The sequence below is a fragment of the Pseudomonas sp. genome (assembly GCF_030696055.1).
Taxonomy (GTDB): Bacteria; Pseudomonadota; Gammaproteobacteria; order Pseudomonadales; family Pseudomonadaceae; genus Aquipseudomonas.
In genome coordinates this window covers 1-15,433 of record NZ_JAUYNP010000063.1, presented here as the reverse complement: position 1 = coordinate 15,433, position 15,433 = coordinate 1, and the positions used below count along the sequence as shown (strand labels likewise).

Sequence of the window (15,433 nt, the reverse complement as noted above, 5' to 3'; positions counted from 1 at the left end):
GAAGCGAGTCATTCTCATTTACTGCACGTAAACTCCGCTTCCTCGCCGTTTTGACCAGCCGGAGGCTGTTACTAACGTAGCGCCTTGTCTCGGCTGCCTCGCCTACGTTTCAACAGCCTGCTAGATGCGGTTATTTGCTGAATACGCAGGTTAGATAACGGTTGCTGAAACCGTAACGCAGCATTGAATACAGGCGACTGAACAGGTACAGCGGGTGGCGCCGGTAGTACTGCAGCACGGCGTTGCCGACGCCTGCCGAGCGGTGCTGCTTGTGCCGATCGGCCTGCTTGGAGAACAAGGCTTTGCACTGCCACCACTGAATCTGCTCCAGCTGCTGCTGGGCGTGCAGACCCTGCTGGCGAAACAGCGCATGGAAGCTGCGCCGGCTGAAATCGTGCAGGTGGTGGGGGTTGCCATCCAGGGTCGGGGTGATGGGTACCGAGGCGATCACCTTGCCGCCCACGGCCAGCAGCCGCGTATAGTTGGCCAGCAGTTGTTGCGGGCGCGGCAGGTGTTCGATGGTTTCCAGGCTGACGATGCAGTCGAAGCCGCACTCGCTGGCGAACTGCTCGGCATCGGCGCACCGATAGCTCAGGTTGGGCAGCCGGTAATGCTGCTGCGCATAGGCGATGGCGTCGGGGTCTATATCCACGCCCAGCACCTGCATCTGCGGGTTGCGTTCGGCCAACAGGGCGGTGCCGTAGCCACAGCCGCAGGCCATGTCGAGCACGCGCTGGCCGCTCAGGTGCGCGGCGGCGAACTCGTAACGTTGCATATGGATGCGCAGGCTGTGTTGGTCATCCTGACTGAGCGGATCGAGATCCTTGGGGTATATCCGTTCTATGGTGTGCATGGTCACAGCAGCGCAGGGTGGGGCCTGGACTATAAGACAGGCCGTGCACCTTGCCCACTCTTGGCGCTTGGACTGCTTGTTTAACCGCACTCACTAATCGCACTTTCTGTAACCAGGATGCTGGCCTATGTCGTCTTCCGCTGCGCCCCGTTATCCCCTGGTGTTGGTGCCGGGTTTGCTCGGCTTTATCAGCCTGCTCGGTTATCCCTACTGGTACGGCATAGTCAGCGCCTTGCGCCGGCTCGGTGCCAGGGTGTTTCCGGTGCTGGTGTCGTCGGTGCATTCCAGCGAGGTGCGCGGCGAGCAGTTGCTGCTGCGCATCGGCGAAATCTTGCAGCAGACCGGGGCCGAGAAGGTGCATCTGATCGGCCATAGCCAGGGTGCGTTGACCGCCCGTTACGTCGCGGCGCTCAGGCCCGAGTGGGTGGCTTCGGTCACCTCGGTGGCCGGCCCCAACCATGGCTCGGAGCTGGCCGATTTCCTCCAGCGCAAGGCACCCCACGGCAGCCTGCGCGAGCGACTGCTGGCCTTCTTGCTGCGTGCCGTGGCCCGCTGCATGGCCTGGCTGGAACGTGGCTATACAGGCCCGCCCCTGCCGATGGATGTGGCGGCCGCGCAGCAGTCGCTGACCAGCGCGGGTGTTGCCGCCTTCAATGCGCAGTACCCGCAAGGGCTACCCGAGAGTTGGGGCGGCGAGGGCGCGGCCGAGGTGGCTGGCGTGCGCTACTACTCCTGGTCCGGCACCTTGCAGGCCGGTATCACCGATAAAGACGGCAACCGCTTCGACGGGCCGAATGTCGCCTGCCGCCTGTTCGCCCGTACCTTTCGCCGCGAGGCGGGGCAGTGCGACGGTATGGTCGGGCGCTATAGCTCGCACCTGGGCACTGTGATCGGCGATAGCTACCCGCTGGATCACTTCGACATCGTCAATCAGACCTTCGGCCTGGTCGGCAAGGGGGCCGATCCGGTCAGGTTGTTTGTCGAACATGCGCAGCGCTTGCAGGCGGCCGGCCTCTGAGGTGCTGAGCCTAGGCTCTGGTCAATCGCCGACTTACTCGCTGGTCAGGCTGACCCACAGCCCGTCGGCATCTTCGCGAGTGCTCAGCATCTGCAGCGCTTGCCCGGCGCAGGGGCCGGCCACGCATTCGCCCGACTCGATCAGAAACAGCGCGCCGTGGGTGGCGCACTGGATCAGGCTGGCGCTGTGATCGAGAAACTGGTCCGGCAACCATTCCAGGGGGATGCCGCGGTGCGGACAGCGGTTGCGGTAGGCATAGCACTGGCCGTCCCTGCGCACGGCAAACAGCTTGTCACCGGCTATTTCAAAGCCCCGGCTCTGGCCTTCGGCCAACTCATCCGGCGCACATAAACGCAACATAGGCATCTCCACAACAGGTGGGCATTATCCCGTTCTGCCACAGAAGTGGAAGGGCAGTCCTACCGGCGGTGCCGGACGTGGTTTAGTCCGGTTTGGCGCGGCTCTACTGGGCGGGCTTATGCGTTGGGCTGGCGGCCTTGTCCGCCGCCTTTTATCCTGCCAGGCAAACCCTGGTTGCCGAAGCTAAGTCCACGCCATGAATCCCGTTATTCGACCGCGCTCACTGTTTGTCGCGCTGAGCCTGCTGCTGGCGCTGCTCTGTGGCTGTCATGCGTCCTTGCCGGCGTTGCCCGCCTGGCAAAGCCCCGTGGGACTGGAACAGGCCGAGCTGGGACGGATTATCGAGTTGCGTACTGGGGCTGTGCTGACGCCGGCGCAGCTGGTCGAGCGCTTGGCCAAGGCGCCGCGGGTGTTGGTCGGCGAGCGGCATGACAACCCGGATCAGCATGCCCTGCAACTCTGGTTGCTGCGCGCCTTGGCCACGCAGCGAGGGCAGGGCAGCCTGCTGCTGGAAATGCTCAACCCCGACCAGCAGGCCGGGGTCGATCGGCTGCGCGCAGCCATGGCCGCCGGTCAGCTACCGCAGGATCTTCTCGCTGAGCTGGCCTGGCAGCGCGGTTGGGCTTGGTCGCTGTATGGGCCGCTGGTGCAGTATGCCTTGCGCCAGCCTTATCCCGTGCTGGCGGCCAATCTTGAGCGCGCCGAGATCGGGCGGATCTATATCCAGGTACCAAAGCTTAAGGGGCTGGCCGCCGCAGAGCCGGTGCGCGCGGCCTTGCTGGCGCAGATTCGCCAGTCCCATTGCAATTTGCTGTCGGAAAGCCAGCTGCCGGCCATGCTGGCGGTGCAGCAGCAGCGCGACCGGCGGATGGCCGAGGCCATGCTGGCGGCGCCCGAACCCAGCCTGTTGCTTGCCGGCGCCTTTCATGTGCGCCGCGACCTCGGCGTACCGCTGCATCTGGCCGATCTGGGCGCGGCGGCGGGTACCCAGGTGCTGCTACTGGCCGAGCTGGGCGAGCCGGTCGATGCCCACGCCGCCGATTACCTCTGGTACACGCCGGCGCAACCTGCGCAGGACCACTGCGCAAAACTGCGACCCTAGCCCGATTTGCCAGCGGCTGGCGGGGTAGTCTGCGGGTTTTCTCACCAGGAGATCGCGCCATGCCCGCCCTTGCTCACGAGCTGCTGACCCGCTACTTCAATGCCCTTAACGACCGCGACAGCCGAGCCTGCCTGGCGCTGCTCAGCGACGATGTATTGCTGGATATCAATCAGGGCCCCCGCGAGCAGGGTCTGCAGGCCTTTGCCGAGTATCTGCAGCGCATGCAGCGTTGCTACCGGGAAAGCCTGGATGATCTGCAGATTCTTACCGAGTCGAGCGGACGGCGGGCCGCCTGCGAATTCACCCTGAGTGGCGAATACCTGGCCACCGACGATGGTCTGCCGGATGCTTGCGGCCAGTCTTACCGGCTCAATGCCGCGACCTTCTTCGAGATTCACGACGGCAAGATTTGCCGGGTGAGCCAGCACTTCAACCTGCCGGACTGGTTGGCCCAGGTGGATTACTGACAGCCAGCGAGCCTTTTCTACCGGCAAAAAAAGACCCGGCAAAAGCCGGGTCAATAACCGTGATTAGCCTGATGAGGAGATAATCTGAAGAGGCCGACTGTAAGGTCTCTTAAGCTTATCGGCTGATCTCGCGATCAGTTGCGCTAATAATAACAATTCTCATTTCCATGTCAACGGTCTTGTTAAACTTTCTCAACCGTGCGGGAAATGGCCGGGCAACCCCTGAAAAAGCGAACCCGACGCGAGGTCGGGTTCGTTGTGCGGCCTGCGGCTCGCTCAGGAAGCTTCGCTGGGGAAGCGCAGTTGGGTGACTTCCTTGTTCAGCAGGTCGATGCGTTTGGCCATGCTCTCGATCAGGCTGTGGGCAATCCGTGGGTTGCTTTGCATCAGGCTGAGGAACTGCTCCTTGGGTATCACCATCACCGTGCAGGGTTCGCTGGCCAGCACGGTGGCGCTGCGTCTCTCCCGGGTGAACACGGCCATGGCGCCGAAAATCTCGTCTTTCTGCACGTCGCCGACCTTGTGCCCGTCGACATAGGCTTCGGCGTGGCCTTCGATAATGATAAAGACGTTGTCGGCGATATCACCCTGGTGGATCAGCTCTTCCCCCGCGGCAAAGTGCTGGAAGCCGGTGGAGGGGCGAATTTCCGGCTGCTTCAGGCGCGCCAGGGCGTCGGAAAGCAGGGCGGTGTGGCCGATCAGGTACTGGATAAAGAGTTCCTGGCGTTGCTCGCTGGCGTAGATGTGCTTGAACACTTCGCTGCGTGAATAGGGAATCAGGCTCAGGTGCTCTTCGCTGCTGTAGCGGCAGCTGGGCATCTCCAAGCCCTGGCGCAGGCCGACCAGATCGCCTTCCTGCAGGTAGAACAAGGGACGTTCGTCGACCACGGCATGCAGCAGGCCATTTTCAATGATGAACAACTGATTGCCCGGAAGCACTTCGGCCAGATCGTCGACCCGCTCCAGTTGCAGGGGCGCACCTATGGGGGCGAGCCCATCCAGCAGCTGGGTGGGGATGCTTTGCAGTCGGTTGATCAGCTGATCGGCGTAAGCCGGTTGCTCCCCGAGTAAATACATGAGCGAATTTCCTTGAACTGGCTGGGCATACTAAAACCCACGAACGTCCCTAAAACAATAGGTGGCAGCGCCCCCCAGGTAAATCATTGTCGCTGGAGGTTGTGAGCTAGCTCTTATTGTGTCGCACGCCTTCATTGAGTTGGCCATTCAATGCGGCCTTGTGCGCCGGCGGCAGCTCATTCCAATGCACATCCAGCAGCGCCCCTTCGATGGCATACAGCAATACCTTGGATACCCTGAAACCCCGGGCGCGCACGGCCCGGTAGGCGCTGACGGCGCCTAGCCGGCGCAGATCGTTGGCACTGTGGATGCCGGCGGCGTGCAGCCATTGGGCTGAGGTTTTTCCGAGATTCTTCATATGTTGTAACTCGTCCTTCATCAAGCCTCCTTGCGCTGCTGGCCGGTGATGCCTAATGGAGTCAATGCGGAGTGCCTGCCAGGAAGTGTAGCGGCCAGTGGACAAAGCGTGGCCGATTGGCATCGCCCCAGGCCTGGCGCAGGGCCGGCCGCAATTGGCGCACCGGGTCGTGCCCATTTTGTTGCTCGTAGCGCTGGACTGCCGACCAGGTGCGCAGATAGCCCAGTAGCTGGTCGAGCTGCCACGTCGTCTCGATGGCGCAGGCGGGTGGGCTGACCTGGGTAAAGGGGTTGGCTATATCTCGGTAACCCGCATCGACACTGGCCCGGCCTGCTGGCCAGTAGCCGCCCAGGGTGTTCCAGTAGAACGGGTCGATCAGCGCGTCCACCGGGCTGTCGATGCGCAGCAGGCCGTAACACCAGGCGCAGAACAGGCCGCCGGGTTTGAGCAGGCGCGCGGCTTCACTGAAGAATGCCGGGGTGGCGAACCAGTGCAGGGCTTGCGCCACCACTATCAGGTCGAGGCTGGCGCTGGCCAGCGGCTGGGCCTCGGCGTTGGCGACGAACAGCTCGATGCCGGCGAGGTCTGTGGCGGCGCGAAGTTGCTCGATGCTGGCATCGCAGGCCAGCACTTGGGCGAAATGCTGGCGCAGTGGCCGGCTGGCCTGGCCGCTACCGCAGGCGATATCCAGCGCGCGTTGCCGCCCAGGGCTGTTGGCCGCCAGCCAGGCGAACAAGGCATCGGGGTAGTGCGGGCGAAAGCTGGCGTAGGCGCCCGCGCGGGCACCAAAGAGTTGGGCGACGTCGCTCATGCTTATTTGCTGCGATAGCGCAGGCGGGTGCCGAAATTGACCGACATCAGAATTTCGTCCGCGCTCAGCTCCACCGGGAAGTAGGTGCCGGAAATCTGCGCGTGCGCCAGGCTGGCGCCTTCCAGGCGGCTGTTGCGCAGGTCGAGGCCGCGCAGGTCGGTGCCGCGGAAGTAGGCGTTGGTGAAGTTGATGCCTTGGGCATCCAGCGCGCGCAAGTCCAGGCCGCGAAAGTCGCCGTCGGTCATATCGACCTCGGCGCCCTTGGGTTTCTGGGCGTTGAACGCGGAGATGTTTTCGCCGTGGATCAGGCGATACAGCGGATTGTCGAGTTGTCGCGGCTGGCTCATGGGGCGTTTCCACTGAAGGGTTCAACGCCAGTATAGAAGCCAAGGCGCGGGCTGCTCGCGCCTTGGCCGAATGTGCTTAGAGTCCGGGCAGGTGCTGACGAATTCGCTCGATCAGGCTGTCCAGGCTGGCACTCTCATGGGTGTCCACGCGTTTGCTGTGGGTCAGCTCCTCGTCGCTCAGCGCTTCGCGGCTGGTCTGCTGGGCATGCACCACGTCCAGGGTTGCATCGGAAGGATCGAGGCCGGCGGCTTTGCGCTGTTCCAGCCAGCCGGCGATGATTTCCTCGGGGGCGGCGCAGTCGAGGATCAGAAAGGGTACGCCGCTGGCCTCGGCCACGTCGCAGGCGGCTTGGCGTTGCGCCCGCTTGAGGTAGGTGGCGTCTATCACCACCGGGAAGCCTGCATGCAGGGCGACATCGGCCAGCTGGTGCAGGCGCTGATAGGTAGCCACACTGGCGTCATGGCTGTAGATGCCGGCACTCAGTTGGCCCAGATCGGCGTCTTTCTGCTCGCCGAACAGGCGTTTGCGCTCGACGTCGGAGCGCAGGCGAATGGCGCCCAGGGCTTCGACCAGGCGCATGGCCACGTGGCTCTTGCCGACGGCGGAAACGCCATGGGTGATGGCCAGGAAGGGCGACGGAATGGCGCTGTAACTCTCCGCCAGGTTGGCGTAGTTGCGGTACTGGCGCAGGGTCACGGCTTTCTGCACCGCATCGGTCTGATGGGCCAGGCTGAACAGCGCGACCTTGGCGCGTACCAGGGCGCGGTAGGCCTTATAGAAATTGAGCAGTTCCAGCGTCGCATAGTCGCCAGTGTGTTCCAGCCAGGCATTGACGAAGCGCCAGGCATGGGCCTTGAGGCCACGGTCTTCCAGGTCCATGGCGAGGAAGGCGGCGTCCGAGGCGATGTCGATCAGGCGGAACGGCTCGTTGAATTCGATGCAGTCGAACAGCACCACCTGGTCATCCAGCAGGGTGGCGTTGCCCAGGTGAATGTCGCCATGGCATTCGCGGATCGAGCCGTTGGCCGCGCGTTCAGCCAGTAGCGGCTCCAGGCGGGCGAAGCTGGCCTCGGTCCAGGCTTCCAGGGCGTCGAGTTGCGGCAGGTCGGCGCTGTCAGTCAACAGTGGGCGGATCTGCGCGAAGTTCTGCCGCATCGGCGCGACTATGGCGGCGGGCGAGCACAGCGGGTGGCTGGTCGGCACGGCCGGGGTCTGGGCGTGGAAATCGGCGATCTGCTTGGCCAGGGCGTCGATATGCGCCTCGCTCAGTTCGCCACGGGCCTGCACTGCGCTGAGCAGCTGGCTCTGCGGGAACTGGCGCATCTTCAGTGCGTATTCGATGGCGGGGCCGGCACCGCCCAGCTGCGGGGCACTTGCGCTACCGCCAATCGGCAGTACCTCGAGGTACAGGCCTTGGGTCAGGCGCTGGTTGAGGCGCAGCTCTTCCTGGCAGAAGTGCTCGCGGGCGCTCAGCTCGGTGAAGTTGAGAAAGCCGAAATCGACAGCTTTCTTGATCTTGTAGGCGAAGGGGCCGGTGAGTAGCACCCAGGAAATATGGGTTTCGATGACCTGGAATCCGTCCACCGGATGCGGATAGAGGGCCGGGTTCTGCAATGCGGCGATCAGGGCTTGGCTCACGAGCGATCCTTGGCGTTTGTACTAAATAAGAGCGGCCATTATGGCCGCTTGAGGGCTGTCTGCAAACCGCTGCGCCGGCCTGCTGACGTCAGGCAAAGTGCGTATAATGCCGCGCCATGACTCGTACCCGATCTTCTCGCCCCCGTTCAAAACGCCGCTCAGGCGGCACCCGTCCCTGGTTGGGCTGGCTTATCAAGCTTGGCCTGGTTGGCCTGGTGCTGCTGGCTGTCTTCGCGGTTTACCTCGATGCCGTGGTCCAGGAGAAGTTCTCCGGCAAGCGCTGGACTGTGCCGGCCAAGGTCTACGCACGGCCGCTGGAACTGTTCGTCGGGCAGAAGCTGGCCAAGGCTGATTTCCTCAAGGAACTGGATGCCCTGGGCTATCGCCACGAAAGTACGGTGTCCGGGCCGGGTGCGGTAGCGGTGGCCGGCAATAACATCGAATTGCATTCGCGGGGCTTTCAGTTCTATGAAAGCACTGAGCCGTCGCAACGGGTGCGGGTGCGCTTTTCCGGCGATTACGTCGCGGGCCTGACCCAGGCCAATGGCGGCAATCTGGCGGTTGCGCGGCTGGAGCCGTTGTTGATCGGCGGGCTGTACCCGGCGCATCAGGAAGATCGGGTGCTGATCAAGCTGGAGCAGGTGCCGCCCTATCTGGTGGAAACCCTGGTGGCGATCGAGGACCGCGAGTTCTTCCATCACTTCGGCGTGTCGCCCAAGGGCATCGCCCGTGCGGTGTGGATCAACGCCACGGCCGGGCAACTGCGCCAGGGTGGCAGCACCCTGACCCAGCAGCTGGTGAAAAACTTCTACCTGACTAACGAGCGCAGCCTGTCGCGCAAGGCCACCGAGGCCATGATGGCGGTGCTGCTGGAGCTGCATTACAAGAAGGAAGACATTCTCGAGGCCTACCTCAATGAAGTATTCCTCGGTCAGGACGGTCAGCGCGCGGTGCATGGCTTCGGTCTGGCCAGCCAGTATTTCTTCAGTCAGCCGTTATCCGAGCTGAAACTCGACCAGGTGGCGTTGCTGGTCGGTATGGTCAAGGGGCCGACCTTCTACAACCCCAGGCGCAACCCCGAACGTGCCCTGGAGCGGCGTAATCTGGTACTCGATGTACTGGCCGAGCAGGGCGTGGTCAGCGTCGAGGAAGTGGCGGCAGCCAAGCAGAAGCCGCTGGGTGTCACGCCGCGCGGCAGTTTGGCGGACAGCTCGTTCCCGGGCTTCCTGGACCTGGTCAAGCGTCAGCTGCGCGAGGACTACCAGGAGCAAGACCTGACCGAAGAAGGGCTGCGGATCTTCACCAGCTTCGATCCTATTCTGCAGCTCAAGGCCGAAAGCGCCTTGGCCGACTCGCTGAAACGCTTGTCCGGGCGCAAGGGCGTGGATGAGGTCGAGGCGGGGATGGTGGTGACCAATCCGGAAAGCGGCGAAGTGCAGGCGCTGATCGGCAGTCGCCAGCCGCGTTTCGCCGGGTTCAATCGGGCCCTGGATGCGGTGCGGCCCATCGGCTCGCTGATCAAGCCGGCGATCTACTTGACCGCCCTGGAGCGCCCGAGCCAGTACAGTCTGACCAGTTTGCTAGAAGACCAACCCTTCTCCATCAAGGGCCAGGATGGCCAGGTCTGGAAGCCGCAAAACTATGATCGCAAGGCCCACGGTACGATTTATCTGTACCAGGGCCTGGTCAACTCCTACAACCTGTCCACGGCCAAGCTCGGCCTTGAGCTGGGCGTGCCTACGGTGCTGCAAACCCTCGAACGGCTGGGCGTCGAGCGCAAGTGGCCGGCCTACCCGTCGATGCTGCTGGGGGCGGGGGCGTTAAGTCCGATGGAAGTGGCCAATATGTACCAGACCCTGGCCAATGGCGGCTTCAACACGCCGTTGCGCGGTATCCGCAACGTTCTGACTGCCGAGGGCGAGCCGCTCAAGCGTTACCCGTTCCAGATTCAGCAACGTTTCGATAGCGGGGCCATCTACCTGCTGCAGAATGCCATGCAGCGCACCATGCTCGAGGGCACCGGGCGCTCGGTTTACACCCAGTTGCCGCGTTCGCTGGCGCTGGCGGGGAAGACGGGTACCAGTAACGACTCGCGCGACAGCTGGTTTGCCGGTTTTAGTCAGGATGTGTTGGCGGTAGTCTGGCTCGGTCGCGATGACAATGGCCCGACCCCCTTGACCGGCGCGACCGGTGCCCTGCAGGTGTGGACGGACTTTATGCGCAAGGCCGATCCGCTGCCGCTGGATATGCCGGTGCCCGACAATATAGTGCAGGCCTGGATCGATGCCAGTAGCGGCCAGGGTTCTGATCCGAGTTGTCCGAATGCCGTGCAGATGCCGTATATTCGTGGTAGCGAACCTGTTGCCGGTGCGGCTTGTGGGATTCAGGCGCCGGTCGATGAGGTGATGGATTGGGTTCGTGGCTGGTTGGATTAAGTGAAGAGGGTGTGCAGTGAATAAGTGGTTGATTCCAGCGTTAACGGCTTCGCTCGTGCTTGGCGGTTGCGCCAGCGTGCCCCGCGGTTCGGTTCCAGTGGTCGATGCGGGCTCCTCGGCGTCTAGCCAGCAGCCAGCGGGGCAGGGCGGCTATGGCGCTCAGTCGGCTCAGACACAGAGTCTGCCGGAGGATTCCGGAGTGGTAGTGATGGTGCCGGGGGCGGGTATGAGCTCCGCGCCGATTCAGTCTTTTCCGGCGAGCAGCGCGCCGATTGAAAGCAGCGGCAGTCAGCCCTGGAGTGCGCCTGGCGCGGGGAGCCAAGGCGGCTATGTGGCCCCGGCCCCGGCTCCCAGTGGTGGTTTGGCCCTGGATGAGCAGCTGGATGGCCCGGTTCTGGCCCTGTTGACCACGGCCCAGCAACAGCAGAGTGGCGGCGACTTGAACGGTGCAGCCTCCAGCCTGGAGCGTGCTCAGCGCATTGCGCCGCGTGAGCCGCAGGTGCTCTATCGGCTGGCCGAGGTGCGCTTGGCCCAAGGCGATGCGGCGCAGGCTGAGCAGTTTGCCCGGCGCGGTTTGAGTTACGCCAGTGGCCGTCCGGCGCTGCAGGCCAGTCTGTGGAACCTGATCGCCCAGGCCCGTGAGCGTCAGGGCGATCCTGTCGGTGCCGCCCAGGCCCGCGAACAGGCGCGAGTCAGCCTCTGATGGATGCGCGTGTGCCGCTTGTGGCCGAACAGCTGCTGCTGATCGAGCGGGAGTTACGCGTGCAGGGTTGGTGGGAGGCGCAGGCACCCAGTGCGCAAGCGCTCTCCAGCCAACAGCCGTTCTGCGTGGATACCCTGGCATTCGAGCAGTGGCTGCAGTGGATCTTTCTGCCGCGCATGAAACAGTTGCTGGAGACCGGCGCGGCGCTACCCAAGGTTTCCGGCATTCAGCCCATGGCTGAGCAGGTGTACGGTGGCCAGGCTGAAAAAGCCAGAAGGCTGATCCAGCTGCTAGGGGAGTTTGATCGGTTGATCATTGGCGCGACTTGAGTCGCGCCGAGCGGGGTCACTTGCAGTTTTCGGTAATGGCCTTCTTGGCATCGCTGATGCGTTGCTGGCGCTCTTCTTCGGTTAGGCGGCGCACTTCACCCTCGACCTCGGTGCGCAGGCGCGGGTTATTCTCCAGTTGCGCCAGGTTGGTGCGCACATCCTCGCAATACTTCTTGCGTTCGGCTTCTTTGGCGGCCACTTCTTGTTTGACCTTCTCATCGATGGCCGCTTGCTCGGGGTCGGCAATGCTTTCGAAGGTCGGTGTGGCTTTTGGCTCCGCAGGTTCCGCGGGCTTTGGCGGTGCTACGGAGGTATTGACGCTAGTGGCTTGCTGGCCTTGCGGCGGTTGTGCGCTGAAATGGGTGACGCCTTGCGCGTCTACCCATTTGTACACCTGGCTGGCCATAGCGGTTGCGCTCATGGCGAGCAGCAAGCTACTGGTGATAATCATGCGGCGCATGCTGTTTCCTTATGTGAGCTGCGATACCTGCTAACTACTATAACCAAAATGCTTGAATCGTCATCCTGCGCTGCGTCACAGCAGAAGATTGCAGAATACATCACGGATTACTTGACTTGGCCGTTACGAATCCGAACAATTCCACGTTCGCTGTAGTGGAGTCCGCCGCAAGCAGGCTTTAGCTCAGCAGACATGAGGTGCACACCCGCGCCGACCTGTTTCACCCGCAACGCGTTACCTCGCGCTGGGTGGGAAAGCCCCGCAACACTTTGGGGAATTCCCAATACTTGCTCAGTAGTAGCTGACGTAGTCGGCGACCACCGTCGCTCATGCTCTGCTTGGCAGTAAACCTATCTTAGGCCGTCCTCCTGTGGACGGTTTTCTGGCGTTTTAGAGGTGAACAACGTGGAGCTTTTATCCGGCGCTGAAATGGTCGTCCGCTTTTTGCGCGACGAAGGCGTTAAGAACATCTATGGGTACCCGGGCGGTGCTCTGCTGCATATCTACGATGCCCTGTTCAAGGAACCGGAAGTCAATCACATCCTGGTTCGTCACGAACAAGCGGCCACCCATATGGCTGACGGCTATGCCCGTGCTACCGGTAAAGCCGGCGTGGTACTGGTGACCTCCGGCCCTGGCGCGACCAATGCCATCACCGGTATTGCCACCGCCTATATGGACTCCATCCCGATGGTGGTGTTGTCCGGCCAGGTGCCGAGCAATATGGTCGGTACCGATGCCTTCCAGGAAACCGACATGATCGGTATCTCGCGGCCTATCGTGAAGCATAGCTTTATGATCAAGCACGCCTCGGAAATTCCGGAAGTACTGAAAAAAGCCTTCTATCTGGCGCAGTCCGGCCGTCCAGGCCCGGTGGTCGTGGATATTCCGAAGGACATGACCAATCCGGCCGAGAAGTTCGAATACGTCTATCCGAAGAAGGTCAAGCTGCGTTCCTACAGCCCGGCGCTGCGCGGTCATTCCGGGCAGATCCGCAAGGCGGCTGAACTGCTGCTGAGTGCCAAGCGGCCGATCGTCTACTCCGGCGGCGGTGTGATCATGGGCGGTGCGGCGGCGCCGCTGACCGAGCTGGCGCAGATGCTCAACCTGCCGGTGACCAATACCCTGATGGGTTTGGGCGGCTATCCGGGTACCGATCGCCAGTTCCTCGGCATGCTCGGCATGCACGGCAGCTATACCGCCAACCTGGCCATGCACCACGCCGATGTGATCCTCGCAGTAGGCGCACGCTTCGATGATCGGGTGATCAACGGCGCGAGCAAATTCTGCCCGAATGCCAAGATCATTCACGTCGATATCGACCCGGCCTCCATCTCCAAGACCATCAAGGCCGACATCCCCATCGTCGGTCCGGTCGAGAGCGTGATGACCGAGATGGTCGCGATCCTCAAGGAGATCGGCGAGAACCTCAATAAAGAGGCGCTGTCGAGCTGGTGGAAGCAGATCGAGGAATGGCGCGGCGGTCGCATCATGTTCCCTTACGATCAGGGTGACGGCAGCATCATCAAGCCGCAGACCGTGATCGAGACGCTGTCCGAAGTCACCCACGGCAATGCCTTCGTCACCTCCGACGTCGGTCAGCATCAGATGTTCGCGGCGCAGTACTACCGCTTCAACAAGCCTAACCGTTGGATCAACTCCGGCGGCCTGGGCACCATGGGCTTCGGCTTCCCCGCGGCCATGGGCGTCAAGTTGAACTTTCCGGATGATGACGTCGCCTGTGTGACCGGTGAAGGCAGCATCCAGATGAACATTCAGGAGCTGTCGACCTGCCTGCAGTACGACCTGCCGGTGAAGATCGTCAACCTGAACAATGGTGCGCTGGGCATGGTCCGTCAGTGGCAGGACATGAACTACGGTAGCCGCCACTCGCACTCTTACATGGAGTCGTTGCCTGACTTCGTCAAACTGGCCGAGGCCTATGGCCATATCGGCATGCGCATCACCGAGCTGAAAGACCTGAAACCGAAGCTGGAAGAGGCGTTCGCCCTGAAAAACCGTCTGGTGTTCCTCGATATCCAGGTTGATACCAGTGAGCACGTCTACCCGATGCAGATCAAAGACGGTGCGATGCGCGATATGTGGCTGAGCAAGACGGAGCGTACCTAATCATGCGACACATTATTTCCCTGCTGCTGGAAAACGAGCCCGGCGCACTGTCCCGCGTGGTCGGTCTGTTCTCGCAGCGTAACTACAATATCGAAAGCCTGACCGTGGCCCCGACCGAAGACCCGACCCTGTCGCGTCTGACCCTGACCACTGTGGGCCACGATGAAGTGATAGAGCAGATCACCAAGAACCTCAACAAGCTGGTCGAGGTGGTCAAGCTGGTCGACCTGTCGGAAAGCGCTCACGTCGAGCGCGAGCTGATGCTGGTCAAGGTCAAGGCCACTGGCGCCCAGCGCGCCGAGGTCAAGCGCACCACCGATATCTTCCGTGGGCAGATCGTCGATGTGAACACCAGCGTCTATACCATTCAGCTGGCCGGCACCAGCGATAAGCTGGACAGCTTTATTCAGGCGATCGGCACCGCGTCGATCCTGGAAACCGTACGCAGTGGCGTCACCGGCATCGCCCGTGGCGACAAAGTACACAGCATCTAACCTTTGTGAAATGGCCCAAGGGGCCGAATAGGGGAATTTCCATGAAAGTGTATTACGACAAAGACTGTGACCTCTCGATCATCCAGGGCAAGAAAGTCGCCATCATCGGTTACGGTTCCCAGGGCCACGCCCAGGCGTGCAACCTGAAAGATTCCGGTGTTGACGTGACTGTCGGTCTGCGTAAAGGCTCCGCCACCGTCGCCAAGGCTGAAGCCCACGGCCTGAAAGTGACTGACGTGGCTTCCGCCGTTGCTGCTGCCGACCTGGTGATGATCCTGACCCCGGACGAGTTCCAGTCCAAGTTGTACAAGGACGAAGTCGAGCCGAACCTGAAGAAGGGCGCTATCCTGGCTTTCTCCCACGGTTTCGCCATTCACTACAACCAAGTAGTGCCGCGCGCCGACCTCGACGTGATCATGATTGCGCCTAAGGCTCCGGGTCACACCGTGCGTTCCGAGTTCGTCAAGGGCGGCGGCATCCCCGACCTGATCGCCATCTACCAAGACGCCTCCGGCAATGCCAAGAACGTTGCCCTGTCCTACGCCTCCGGCGTTGGTGGCGGCCGTACCGGCATCATCGAAACCACCTTCAAAGACGAAACCGAAACCGACCTGTTCGGCGAGCAGGCTGTTCTCTGCGGTGGTTGCGTTGAACTGGTCAAGGCTGGCTTCGAAACCCTGGTCGACGCGGGTTACGCGCCGGAAATGGCTTACTTCGAGTGCCTGCACGAGCTGAAGTTGATCGTTGACCTCATGTACGAAGGCGGTATCGCCAACATGAACTACTCGATCTCCAACAACGCCGAGTACGGCGAGTACGTGACCGGCCCGGAAGTGATCAACGCCGAATC

Annotated in this window: 17 protein-coding genes; 9 read left to right on the top strand and 8 right to left on the bottom strand. The window is 62.1% G+C overall.

Annotated elements, in window-relative coordinates; translation table 11 throughout:
- Window positions 1-130: 130 nt before the first annotated feature.
- Window positions 131-853: a bifunctional 2-polyprenyl-6-hydroxyphenol methylase/3-demethylubiquinol 3-O-methyltransferase UbiG gene (locus Q8Q83_RS03755; protein ID WP_305621247.1), complete on the bottom strand. Its 723-nt coding sequence runs from the start codon at window positions 851-853 to the stop codon at window positions 131-133.
- Window positions 854-980: 127 nt separating this feature from the next.
- On the opposite strand from Q8Q83_RS03755, the gene Q8Q83_RS03750 reads away from it, so the two are divergent.
- Complete coding sequence (locus Q8Q83_RS03750; RefSeq protein ID WP_305621246.1) at window positions 981-1,871, top strand: triacylglycerol lipase; 891 nt, start codon at window positions 981-983, stop codon at window positions 1,869-1,871.
- A gap of 33 nt (window positions 1,872-1,904) precedes the next feature.
- Here Q8Q83_RS03750 and Q8Q83_RS03745 read toward each other — a convergent pair whose 3' ends face one another.
- Complete coding sequence (locus Q8Q83_RS03745; protein WP_305621244.1) at window positions 1,905-2,231, bottom strand: Rieske (2Fe-2S) protein; 327 nt, start codon at window positions 2,229-2,231, stop codon at window positions 1,905-1,907.
- 196 nt (window positions 2,232-2,427) lie between these two features.
- Between Q8Q83_RS03745 and Q8Q83_RS03740 the strand changes: the two genes are divergently transcribed.
- A complete protein-coding gene (locus tag Q8Q83_RS03740) occupies window positions 2,428-3,333 on the top strand; it encodes a ChaN family lipoprotein (protein ID WP_305621243.1) in 906 nt (301 codons plus the stop codon).
- 59 nt (window positions 3,334-3,392) lie between these two features.
- Window positions 3,393-3,800 carry a ketosteroid isomerase-related protein gene (locus Q8Q83_RS03735; RefSeq protein ID WP_305621241.1) on the top strand — a complete coding sequence of 136 codons (408 nt, stop codon included), beginning with the start codon at window positions 3,393-3,395 and terminating at the stop codon, window positions 3,798-3,800.
- Between the two features lie 276 nt (window positions 3,801-4,076).
- Here Q8Q83_RS03735 and Q8Q83_RS03730 read toward each other — a convergent pair whose 3' ends face one another.
- From Q8Q83_RS03730 to Q8Q83_RS03710, 5 genes are all read right to left on the bottom strand, one after another.
- Window positions 4,077-4,877, bottom strand: a complete 801-nt coding sequence (locus tag Q8Q83_RS03730) for a Crp/Fnr family transcriptional regulator (protein ID WP_305621239.1) — start codon at window positions 4,875-4,877, stop codon at window positions 4,077-4,079.
- A 106-nt stretch (window positions 4,878-4,983) separates the two neighbouring features.
- Complete coding sequence (locus Q8Q83_RS03725; protein ID WP_305621237.1) at window positions 4,984-5,256, bottom strand: TfoX/Sxy family protein; 273 nt, start codon at window positions 5,254-5,256, stop codon at window positions 4,984-4,986.
- 40 nt (window positions 5,257-5,296) lie between these two features.
- Entirely contained in the window at window positions 5,297-6,046 is a 750-nt protein-coding gene (locus Q8Q83_RS03720) for a class I SAM-dependent methyltransferase (protein WP_305621235.1), read from the bottom strand.
- Between the two features lie 2 nt (window positions 6,047-6,048).
- Window positions 6,049-6,393, bottom strand: a complete 345-nt coding sequence (locus tag Q8Q83_RS03715) for a pentapeptide repeat-containing protein (protein WP_305621234.1) — start codon at window positions 6,391-6,393, stop codon at window positions 6,049-6,051.
- Window positions 6,394-6,469: 76 nt separating this feature from the next.
- A complete protein-coding gene (locus Q8Q83_RS03710) occupies window positions 6,470-8,032 on the bottom strand; it encodes a bifunctional aminoglycoside phosphotransferase/ATP-binding protein (protein ID WP_305621232.1) in 1,563 nt (520 codons plus the stop codon).
- A 116-nt stretch (window positions 8,033-8,148) separates the two neighbouring features.
- On the opposite strand from Q8Q83_RS03710, the gene mrcB reads away from it, so the two are divergent.
- From mrcB to Q8Q83_RS03695, 3 genes are read left to right on the top strand one after another with little or no spacing between them, the layout of a single operon-like run.
- On the top strand, window positions 8,149-10,467 hold the full coding sequence (mrcB, locus tag Q8Q83_RS03705; protein ID WP_305621230.1) for a penicillin-binding protein 1B: 2,319 nt from the start codon (window positions 8,149-8,151) through the stop codon (window positions 10,465-10,467).
- Between the two features lie 16 nt (window positions 10,468-10,483).
- Window positions 10,484-11,170 carry a M48 family metallopeptidase gene (locus Q8Q83_RS03700; protein WP_305621228.1) on the top strand — a complete coding sequence of 229 codons (687 nt, stop codon included), beginning with the start codon at window positions 10,484-10,486 and terminating at the stop codon, window positions 11,168-11,170.
- A complete protein-coding gene (locus tag Q8Q83_RS03695) occupies window positions 11,170-11,499 on the top strand; it encodes a YqcC family protein (RefSeq protein WP_305621225.1) in 330 nt (109 codons plus the stop codon). Before Q8Q83_RS03700 ends, Q8Q83_RS03695 begins: the two co-directional genes overlap by 1 nt.
- A gap of 16 nt (window positions 11,500-11,515) precedes the next feature.
- Here Q8Q83_RS03695 and Q8Q83_RS03690 read toward each other — a convergent pair whose 3' ends face one another.
- Window positions 11,516-11,959: a DUF4124 domain-containing protein gene (locus Q8Q83_RS03690; RefSeq protein ID WP_305621223.1), complete on the bottom strand. Its 444-nt coding sequence runs from the start codon at window positions 11,957-11,959 to the stop codon at window positions 11,516-11,518.
- A gap of 405 nt (window positions 11,960-12,364) precedes the next feature.
- Between Q8Q83_RS03690 and Q8Q83_RS03685 the strand changes: the two genes are divergently transcribed.
- From Q8Q83_RS03685 to ilvC, 3 genes are all read left to right on the top strand, one after another.
- Window positions 12,365-14,089 carry an acetolactate synthase 3 large subunit gene (locus tag Q8Q83_RS03685; RefSeq protein WP_305621221.1) on the top strand — a complete coding sequence of 575 codons (1,725 nt, stop codon included), beginning with the start codon at window positions 12,365-12,367 and terminating at the stop codon, window positions 14,087-14,089.
- 2 nt (window positions 14,090-14,091) lie between these two features.
- A complete protein-coding gene (ilvN, locus tag Q8Q83_RS03680) occupies window positions 14,092-14,583 on the top strand; it encodes an acetolactate synthase small subunit (protein ID WP_305621219.1) in 492 nt (163 codons plus the stop codon).
- A gap of 41 nt (window positions 14,584-14,624) precedes the next feature.
- The coding region (gene ilvC, locus Q8Q83_RS03675; RefSeq protein ID WP_305621217.1) for a ketol-acid reductoisomerase at window positions 14,625-15,433 on the top strand (809 nt) is incomplete at its 3' end.